General features: G+C 72.9%; 9 protein-coding genes. 2 read left to right on the top strand and 7 right to left on the bottom strand.

All coding sequences use genetic code 11. The features are described 5' to 3' along the window. Nucleotides 1–190: 190 nt before the first annotated feature. A complete protein-coding gene (locus ACLJPY_RS48300; RefSeq protein ID WP_410597748.1) occupies nt 191–928 on the bottom strand; it encodes an isocitrate lyase/phosphoenolpyruvate mutase family protein in 738 nt (245 codons plus the stop codon). Next, the gene (locus ACLJPY_RS48295) at nt 925–1,386 is read right to left on the bottom strand and encodes a carboxymuconolactone decarboxylase family protein (RefSeq protein WP_410597747.1); all 462 of its coding nucleotides are present in this window, start codon (nt 1,384–1,386) and stop codon (nt 925–927) included. The genes ACLJPY_RS48300 and ACLJPY_RS48295 overlap by 4 nt, the downstream gene beginning before the upstream one ends. 46 nt (nt 1,387–1,432) lie before the next feature. Here ACLJPY_RS48295 and ACLJPY_RS48290 point away from each other — a divergent pair, with 46 nt between their 5' ends. Continuing rightward, on the top strand, nt 1,433–2,815 hold the full coding sequence (locus ACLJPY_RS48290; RefSeq protein ID WP_410597746.1) for a PLP-dependent aminotransferase family protein: 1,383 nt from the start codon (nt 1,433–1,435) through the stop codon (nt 2,813–2,815). Nucleotides 2,816–3,054: 239 nt separating this feature from the next. On the opposite strand, the gene ACLJPY_RS48285 is transcribed toward ACLJPY_RS48290, so the two are convergent. The 3 genes from ACLJPY_RS48285 to ACLJPY_RS48275 all read right to left on the bottom strand — a co-directional run bounded on the left by ACLJPY_RS48285 (nt 3,055) and on the right by ACLJPY_RS48275 (nt 6,194). After that, entirely contained in the window at nt 3,055–3,780 is a 726-nt protein-coding gene (locus tag ACLJPY_RS48285; protein ID WP_410597745.1) for a peptidylprolyl isomerase, read from the bottom strand. Between the two features lie 260 nt (nt 3,781–4,040). Next, the gene (gene meaB, locus ACLJPY_RS48280) at nt 4,041–5,006 is read right to left on the bottom strand and encodes a methylmalonyl Co-A mutase-associated GTPase MeaB (RefSeq protein ID WP_410597744.1); all 966 of its coding nucleotides are present in this window, start codon (nt 5,004–5,006) and stop codon (nt 4,041–4,043) included. Further along, on the bottom strand, nt 5,007–6,194 hold the full coding sequence (locus ACLJPY_RS48275) for an acetyl-CoA C-acetyltransferase (RefSeq protein WP_410597743.1): 1,188 nt from the start codon (nt 6,192–6,194) through the stop codon (nt 5,007–5,009). A gap of 137 nt (nt 6,195–6,331) precedes the next feature. Between ACLJPY_RS48275 and mce the strand changes: the two genes are divergently transcribed. After that, nucleotides 6,332–6,787: a methylmalonyl-CoA epimerase gene (gene mce / locus ACLJPY_RS48270; protein WP_410597742.1), complete on the top strand. Its 456-nt coding sequence runs from the start codon at nt 6,332–6,334 to the stop codon at nt 6,785–6,787. A gap of 332 nt (nt 6,788–7,119) precedes the next feature. Here the strand turns inward: mce and ACLJPY_RS48265 are convergent, their stop codons facing one another. Both ACLJPY_RS48265 and ACLJPY_RS48260 read right to left on the bottom strand, forming a co-directional pair. Continuing rightward, the gene (locus ACLJPY_RS48265) at nt 7,120–7,692 is read right to left on the bottom strand and encodes a TetR/AcrR family transcriptional regulator (RefSeq protein WP_410597741.1); all 573 of its coding nucleotides are present in this window, start codon (nt 7,690–7,692) and stop codon (nt 7,120–7,122) included. Between the two features lie 19 nt (nt 7,693–7,711). Beyond that, nucleotides 7,712–8,080: an SPW repeat protein gene (locus ACLJPY_RS48260; RefSeq protein WP_410597740.1), complete on the bottom strand. Its 369-nt coding sequence runs from the start codon at nt 8,078–8,080 to the stop codon at nt 7,712–7,714. Nucleotides 8,081–8,168 lie beyond the last annotated feature (88 nt).

Here is an 8,168-nt window from a genome sequence, read left to right as displayed (position 1 = left end):
ATCAACCGCCTCAAACGCCACCGCGGGGTGGCCACCCGCTATGACAAACTCGCCGCCCGCTACGAAGCCACCATCCACATCGCCGCCATCAACGAATGGCTCTGACCCACTTCGATACAGGCCCTAGTTCCACCGACCCCGATGGCCGTCGCGAGGGTGTTCCCGATCCCCTCGCGGCGGCCTTCGGCCATCAGTACGGCAGTTTTCCTTCGGCGACGCCCGCGAGCGTCGTTTCCAGGTGCTTGCGGGCGTACTGCCACAGCCCGCCGCCCAGCGAAATCCTCGCCACCCCCAGTTCGGCGAGGCCTTCGAGGCCCGGGCTGCCCGGCCACACCGGCGCGTTGACCGCACCGCCGGTCCCCCGCACGAACTCCGCGATCAGCTCCGGCGTGCGCAGGTGGATCGGGTAGACGCAGTCGGCGCCCGCGTCCAGGTACGCCTTCGCCCTCGCGACGCCGTCGGCGAGGGCTTCTTTCGCGTCCACCCCGCGGAAGGAGTCGACGCGGGCGTTGATCACCAGGCCGTCGCCCGCCGCTTCGCGCAGGGCGGCGATCCGGGCCGCCTGCTCCGCGACCGGCCGGACGTCGCCGGTCGCGTGGTCGGTGTCCTCGAAGTTGCAGCCGACGACGCCCGCGTCGAGCAGCCGGCCCGCCAGTTCGGCGCCGGACAGGCCGTAACCCGACTCGGCGTCGACGCTCACCGGGACGCCGACCGCCTTCGCGATCCGCGCGGCGGCGGCGAACATCTCGTCCGCGGGCGCCTTCTCGCCATCGGGGAAGCCGAGGGCCGCCGCCACCGCGACCGAGCTGGTCGCGATGGCCGGGAACCCGGCGGCCTCGACGAGCTTCGCGGTGTCGGCGTCCCAGACGTTCGCCAGGACCACGGGTTTGCCGGGCACGTGCAGCGCCCGGAGCGCGGCGGCGGTCACGAGTCCCGCTTCGGCAGCGGGGTGTGGCTGGTGATGGTCATCCGGTTCCAGCTGTTGATGGCGATGATCTCCCACGCCACCGCCCGGTACTGGTCTTCGGTGAACACCTTCGCGGCCTGCTCGTAGACGTCGTCGGGCACGGTCTGCGTCGCGGACAGCTTGGTCATCGCCTCGGTGAGGGCGAGGGCGGCCTGCTCCTGCTCGGTGAACAGGTCGGTCTCGCGCCAGCCGTCGAGCACGAACAGCCGCCGCGGCGACTCGCCCAGCTCGAGCGCGTCGCGGGAGTGCATGTCGAGGCAGTACGCGCAGCCGTTGATCTGCGACGCGCGCGTCTTCACCAGTTCCAGCAGCTTGGGGTCGAGTCCCGCGTTGGCGCCGGCCTTGTTCACCTCGGCCTGCAGGTTCGCCATCGCCTGGTAGAGCTCGGGCGACTGCCCGAGTCCGATTCGCTTCGTCATGCCGTCCACGCTAGTGCGAACTGGTCCACGGGTATGGTCCAGTGACATGACGGATTCGTGGTCCAGTTCCGGGCTGGACGTCCACCTCGGCTGGGTGCCCTCGTCCGGCCGGACCGGGCTCGCGGCGGCGATCCGCGCGGCCATCCGGGACGGCCGGTGGCAGCCGGGCGCGGCGGTGCCCTCGACCCGCGCGCTGGCCCACGACCTCGGGGTCGCCCGCGGCACGGTCACCCGCGTGTACGCCGACCTGGCCGCCGAGGGCTACCTGCACACGGCCCAGGGCGCGCCGACCCGGGTGGCGACGGCGGGATCGCTGCCCCAGTCCGCGCCGCGGCAGGCGCCCCGCGACCCGGCCCCGCGCTGGGACCTGCGGCCGGGCAGGCCGGACCTGACGGCGTTCCCGCGACAGGCCTGGCTCACCGCGACCCGGCGGGCCCTGCTGCGGACCCCGGCGGCGGCGTTCGGCTACGAGTCCGAGCTGGGCGCGCCGGAGCTGCGCGACACCCTCGCCGGCTACCTGGCCCGGGCTCGCGGGGTGGTGGCGGACCCGGCGCGGATCGTCGTCTGCCACGGGTTTTCCCACGCCATCGCGGTGGTGTCCCGGGCGCTGTCCGGCCTGGGGGTCGGCGAGCTCGCGTTCGAGAACCCGTCACTGGGCTTGTACCGGTCGATCGCGGCGGCCCAGGGCCCGCGGGTGGTCGGGGTGGACGTCGACGGCGACGGCCTCGACGTGTCCGCTTTGGACAGTCCGGCGGTGGTCGTCACCCCGGCGCACCAGTACCCCACCGGCGTCACGCTGGCCCCGGCCCGCCGGACGGCGTTGACCCGCTGGGCCGGCGACTCGGGCGCGTACGTGCTCGAGGACGACTACGACGGCGAGTTCCGCTTCGACCGCCAGCAAGTCGGGGCGTTGCAGGCGCTGGCGCCGGAGCGGGTGGTGTACGCGGGCACGGCGAGCAAGACGCTCGCCCCGGCGCTCCGGCTGGCGTGGCTGGTGCTGCCGCGCTCGCTGGTGGAGCCGGTCCGCGCGGCGATGGCCGACAGCGGCTCGCGCCCGGCGGTGCTGAACCAGCTGGCCCTGGCCGAGCTGATCGACTCGGGCGCGTACGACCGGCACGTCCGCCGCAGCCGCGCGGAGTACCGTTCGCGCCGCACGCGCCTGCTGGCGGCCCTGCCGGATTCGGTGCGCCCGCACGGCATCGCGGCGGGCCTGCACCTGCTGCTGATGCTCCCCCCGGACGGCCCGTCCGAGGCGACGGCCCTGGCGGCCTGCCGCCGCCGCGCGATCGGCATCGAGGGCCTGTCCCGCCACTGGATGACCCCCGACGGCCCCGGCGGCCTCATCGTCGGCTACGCCGCAACCCCCAAGCACGCCTTCACCGGCGCAACCCAAAACCTGGTAGAAGCCCTAGCCGAAATAACCCCCTGACCTCCCACTTCCGCCCCCAATCACACGAGTCCCCGCCCCCAATCACGCGAACCGACCCTCCAGGTACGCAGGCCGACCCTCCAGGTACGCGAGTCGACCTCCCAGTCACGTGAGATGCCCTTCCAATCACACGTGATGCCCCTCCAATCACGCATGAAGCCCGCCCCTACACACGTGATGCCCCGCAAAGCACACGAGATGCCCGCGGGCCGCCCACCCGGAGCGGCCCGCGACCACCGTCAGAACCAGCAGTCCGGCCGGACGCGGAGCAGTTCCGTCCGCAGCACCGGCGTGCCGTCGACCGGCGCCGGGTCGTCGGCGGTCGGCTGGATCCCGCCGGCCGCGACCTTGTCGAGGGTCTTCAGCCCTTCCGCACCGACCGTGCCGAACACCGTGTAGTTCGGCCGCAGCGCGGAATCGCCGTACACGACGAAGAACTGCGAGCCGTTCGTGTCCGGCCCCGCGTTGGCCATCGCGAGCAGGCCTCGCGCGTAGACGCGCCGGGCGCCGGTCGGGTCGGTCGGCGCCGGGGGCAGGTCGACCGGCAGCTCGTCCTTGTACTTGTAGCCCGGCCCGCCTTCGCCGGTCGCCGTCGGGTCGCCGCACTGCAGCACCTTCAACGTCGGGTACGCGGTCAGCCGGTGGCACACCGTGTGGTCGTAGAACCGGTGCCGGGCCAGGTGCAGGAAGCTCTGCACGGTGCACGGCGCCTTCGCGCGGTCCAGGCGCAGCGGGAGCGCGCCCTGGCTGGTCGGGATCGCGACGTCGACCTTGCCGTGGCTCGGCGTGTGCCGCGGGTCGGGCGGCAGCGGCACCGGCCGCGCGGGCGGCTCGTCCGGGGTTTCGGTGTACTGGCAGGGGCCGTGGGTCGTCTTCGGCGGCGGGGCGTCGGCCGCCGCGGCGACGCCGTTCCCGGCCACGAACAACGCGCCTGCCGCCAGCGCGGTGAGCAGTGTCTTCTTCATCCTGCACGCCCTCCCAGTGATCGCCCGGTTCCGGAGCGCCCCGCAGTCTAGGGCCCGGCACCGACAGCCAGAACCCGCGAAAGTCGCCCTCGTCAGCCGGTCGGGTGAACCTCGGCGCCCGCACCCCGGGAATTGTCGGACCCCCCGCGCAAGATGATCGGCACGCGGCAAACCCGCCGCCGAAGAGGGGAGTACACATGGATTTCCGGCGAAGAACCGTTGCGGTGGCACGGTTCCTGCTCACCCGCCTCGCCTCCGCGCTACCCCCGGAGGTCCGCGATCAGCTCGTCCGCCGCGGCGAACGGATCGAGCTCCCGGGCCACGACCCGCTCGGCGACGCCGGCGAGCCGTCCCCCGCCGCGCAGGTCCACCAGCTCGGCGCGCAACCGCCGGAGCGCGATGGCCTCGACCTCGTCGCGCGCCCGGGCCACCCGGCGCCGGGCCAGCTCGTCGTGCGCCACGAGCCAGTCGTGGTGCGCGGTCAGCGCCCGCACGACCTCGTCGACGCCCTCGCCCTTGGCCGCGACGGTCCGCACGATCGGCTGGCGCCAGCTCGCCCCCCGGATCTCCCGCCGGGCCAGGGACATCATCTGCTTGAGGTCGTGCACCGTGGCGTCGGCGCCGTCGCGGTCCGCCTTGTTGACGACGAAGACGTCGGCGATCTCGAGCACGCCTGCCTTCGCGGCCTGGATGCCGTCGCCCATCCCCGGCGCGAGCAGCACCACCGTCGTGTCGGCCAGCTTTACGACGTCCACTTCGGACTGTCCGACGCCGACGGTCTCGATCAGCACGACGTCGAACCCGGCCGCGTCCAGCACGCGCACCGCCTGCGGCGTCGCCCAGGAGAGGCCGCCGAGGTGTCCGCGGGTGGCCATCGAGCGGATGAAGACACCGGGGTCGGTGGCGTGCTCGGTCATCCGGATCCGGTCGCCGAGCAGCGCGCCGCCCGAAAACGGCGAAGACGGGTCGATGGCGAGCACCCCGACCCGCTTGCCCTCCGCGCGCAACGCGGTGAGCAGTGCCGAGGTCGAGGTCGACTTGCCGACGCCGGGTGGCCCGGTCAGCCCGACGACCCGGGCCCGTCCGGTGTGCGGGGTCAGCGCCCGCGCGATCTCCGCGACGCGGGGGTGGGCGTCCTCGACGAGCGACAGCAGCCGCGCGACGGCACGGGGTTGCCCGTCCCGCGCGCGGCCGACGAGGTCGTCGGGGTCGAGTGGTCCGGGCACTTACGCGGACGGCACCCGCAGCAGGAGGGCGTCGCCCTGGCCGCCGCCGCCGCACAGCGCGGCCGCGCCGAGCCCGCCACCGCGGCGGCGCAGCTCGTGGATCAGGTGCACGGCGAGCCGGGCCCCGGAGGCGCCGATCGGGTGGCCGAGAGCGATGGCCCCGCCGTTGACGTTCACCTTCTCCGGGTCGAGGCCGAGCTTCTCGGTCGAAACGAGCCCGACCGCGGCGAAGGCTTCGTTGATCTCCACGAGGTCCAGCGCGTCGGCGGTCAGGTCGGCCTTCGCCAGCGCGGCGAGGATGGCGTTCGACGGCTGCTCGTGCAGGCTCGCGTCGGGGCCGGCGACGACACCGTGCGCGCCGATCTCGGCGAGCGGCGTGATGCCGAGCTCCTCGGCCTTGGCCTTGCTGGCCACGACCACCGCGGCGGCGCCGTCGGAGATCTGCGAGGCCGAGCCCGCGGTGATGGTGCCGTCGGAAGCGAAGGCGGGGCGCAGCTTGGCGAGGCCTTCGGCGGTGGTGTCGGCGCGGACGCCTTCGTCGGTGTCGAAGACGACCGGGTCGCCCTTGCGCTGCGGGATGGAGACCGGCGCGATCTCGTCGGCGAAGTAGCCGTTCTTGATGGCCTCGGCGGCGCGCTGGTGGGAGCGGGCGGAGAACGCGTCCTGCTGCTCGCGGGTGACGCCGTAGCGGGAGTTGTACTTCTCCGTGGAGGCGCCCATGGCGACCTGGTCGAAGGCGCAGAAGAGACCGTCGTAGGCCATGTGGTCGACGAGGGTGGTGTCGCCGTACTTGAAGCCGGAGCGGGACTTGGGCAGCAGGTGCGGCGCCTGGGTCATCGACTCCTGGCCGCCGGCGACGACGAGGTCGAACTCGCCGGCGCGGATGAGCTGGTCGGCGAGCGCGATGGCGTCGAGGCCGGAGAGGCAGACCTTGTTGATCGTCAGCGCGGGCACGCTCATCGGGATGCCCGCGGCGACGGCGGCCTGGCGGGCCGGGATCTGGCCGGCGCCGGCGGTCAGCACCTGGCCCATGATCGTGTACTGGACCGCGTCCGGGGAGACCCCGGCGCGTTCGAGGGCCGCCTTGATCGCGACCCCGCCCAGCTGGGCGCCCGTGAAGTCCTTGAGGGAGCCCAGCAGGCGCCCGATCGGCGTACGGGCGGCACCCAGGATCACGGAACCGGACACGGCGTCCTCCAAGCATCGGCGCATGGGCAGTTTTCCCGACCATACCCGGGAGCAGGGCTTCTTGATGGAGCCAGTGTGAGGCGGGGCACGCGACGATTCCGCCTCACCGCGGCGCGCGGGCCCCCTATCCTGCCTCCATGGATGACGCCCTGCGGCCGTTCGTGACGGCCATCGACCACGTCGGCATCGCGGTCCCGGACCTGGACGCGGCCATCGAGTTCCACCGCGCGCACTTCGGCCTGGAGGTCGCGCACGAGGAGGTGAACGAAGAGCAGGGAGTCCGCGAGGCGATGCTGCGCGCACCGGGCACGGCGGGCACGGAGACGCAGATCCAGCTCCTGGCCCCCCTGCGCGACGACTCGGCGATCGGCAAGTTCCTGTCCAAGAGCGGTCCGGGACTCCAGCAGCTGGCGTACCGCGTGTCCGATGTGGACGCAGCCGCGGCGGCCCTGCGCGAAAAGGGCCTGCGCATGCTGTACGAGGAGGCGAAGAGGGGAACGTCGAACAGCAGGGTGAACTTCGTCCACCCGAAGGACGCGGGCGGCGTCCTGGTGGAGCTGGTGGAGCCGGCCAAGAACGCGGCAGCGCACTGAGCCGACCCGTTCGGGCGCAACAACTCCGGCGCGGGCGAAGGTCACCCCGTTGACAACCAGGCGAGGCGGAGGCGGAGGGGCGGGGGGCGGGGCGGGGCCCAGGAGGAAGCGGCAAGGCCACTCCCCGCACGGCTGCAGCAGCGTTTCCGGGCGCGGCCGAGCCCCACCCGCGCGACGGGTCCGGCACGCTGCGCCTGCACGTCCGCGCCCTGCTGCCCCTGCGGACAGCAATCCGCGCCCCGGGTGCCCCGCGAACCACGCCCGCTCTCATACGCCGAGCAGGCGCTCCGGCACCCGAACCCGCGCTCCGCAGGTCCGCTCACCTCAACGCCCTACGCCGGCGCCCTCTTGGACACCAAAGCGTCGGCGATGAACGTCAACTCACCGTCGAACTCGGCAGGCAGGTCGTCCTCCGAATGCCGGGCCGTCGCGTGCCGATGGCTCACCGCCCGCGCCAGCAGCCCCGAGGCCCGGTCGACGTCAGCCATCGGCACCCCACCGCCGGTCGCCGCCACGATCACCGCCCGGACCTGGCGGACCAGGACCTGGAAGCGCTCGTGCAACGCGTCGCGGACCACGTGGTGCGTGTCCGCCTCGCGCCACAGCAGGTGTGACAGCCCCAACGATCTGCTGAACCGGTGGTCGAGCTCGCGGACCAGCCGGCGCAGGCTGCCCGCCAGATCGCCCGGGACCACCACCACCGCCGGCTCGATGCGCTCGTCGGGCAGGCGTGCGACGAGCGCCGTGAGCAGGTCCGACTTGTGGCGGAAGTAGTAGTGCACCAGGCCCTTCGGCACCCCGGCCTGCTCGGCGATGCGCGAGGTCGGGGTGGCGTCGAAGCCGGATTCGGCGAAGAGCGCCTCGGCGGCGCGGAGGATGCGCTCCTTCGCCGAATCCTCGGTCATTCCCGTGCCTCCTGGGTCGTCAGTGCTGGCCTGCCGTGCGGTGCGCGGCGTTCGCGACCGGCATCGCCGCCGCGCCGGCGATGACCGTCAGCACCCCGGCGATCCAGGACGTCCAGGACGCGCCGTTGAACTCCGTGTACGACATCACCCACGGCGCGATGAACAGCAGCACGCCGAGCGCGATCTGGATGCCTTCGCCGTAGACCATGCCCGGCATCGCGAGCGACACCAGGCCGTCGAGTGCGATCAAGGCGCCCAGGACGACCATCGTCCACATCGCGGTCGAGTCCGTGCTCAGCCAAAGGGGTGAAAGAGCGGCGACCACCCCGATGACGACCTCGGCCCAGTCGTGGGGCCGGGTCCACGCGCGCGTCGAGACTTCACTCATCCGTGCTCACCTCCGTCGGTGAAAGTGCTGATCAGGACATCAATCATCCGCTTGACTGGCCAGCCGGTCAAGACCGGCCGCGCGCAGT

The sequence above is a fragment of the Amycolatopsis sp. lyj-23 genome, from assembly GCF_046549135.1.
GTDB lineage: Bacteria > Actinomycetota > Actinomycetes > Mycobacteriales > Pseudonocardiaceae > Amycolatopsis.
This window is presented reverse-complemented; position numbering and strand designations above follow the sequence as displayed.

What these genes read in the sequence shown, in the direction of transcription:
- ACLJPY_RS48295 (WP_410597747.1), bottom strand. Translation starts at nt 1,386, where the DNA reads ATGACGAAGCGAATCGGACTCGGGCAGTCGCCCGAGCTCTACCAGGCG.
- ACLJPY_RS48290 (WP_410597746.1), top strand. Translation starts at nt 1,433, where the DNA reads ATGACGGATTCGTGGTCCAGTTCCGGGCTGGACGTCCACCTCGGCTGG.
- ACLJPY_RS48285 (WP_410597745.1), bottom strand. Translation starts at nt 3,780, where the DNA reads ATGAAGAAGACACTGCTCACCGCGCTGGCGGCAGGCGCGTTGTTCGTG.
- mce (WP_410597742.1), top strand. Translation starts at nt 6,332, where the DNA reads ATGGATGACGCCCTGCGGCCGTTCGTGACGGCCATCGACCACGTCGGC.
- ACLJPY_RS48265 (WP_410597741.1), bottom strand. Translation starts at nt 7,692, where the DNA reads ATGACCGAGGATTCGGCGAAGGAGCGCATCCTCCGCGCCGCCGAGGCG.
- ACLJPY_RS48260 (WP_410597740.1), bottom strand. Translation starts at nt 8,080, where the DNA reads ATGAGTGAAGTCTCGACGCGCGCGTGGACCCGGCCCCACGACTGGGCC.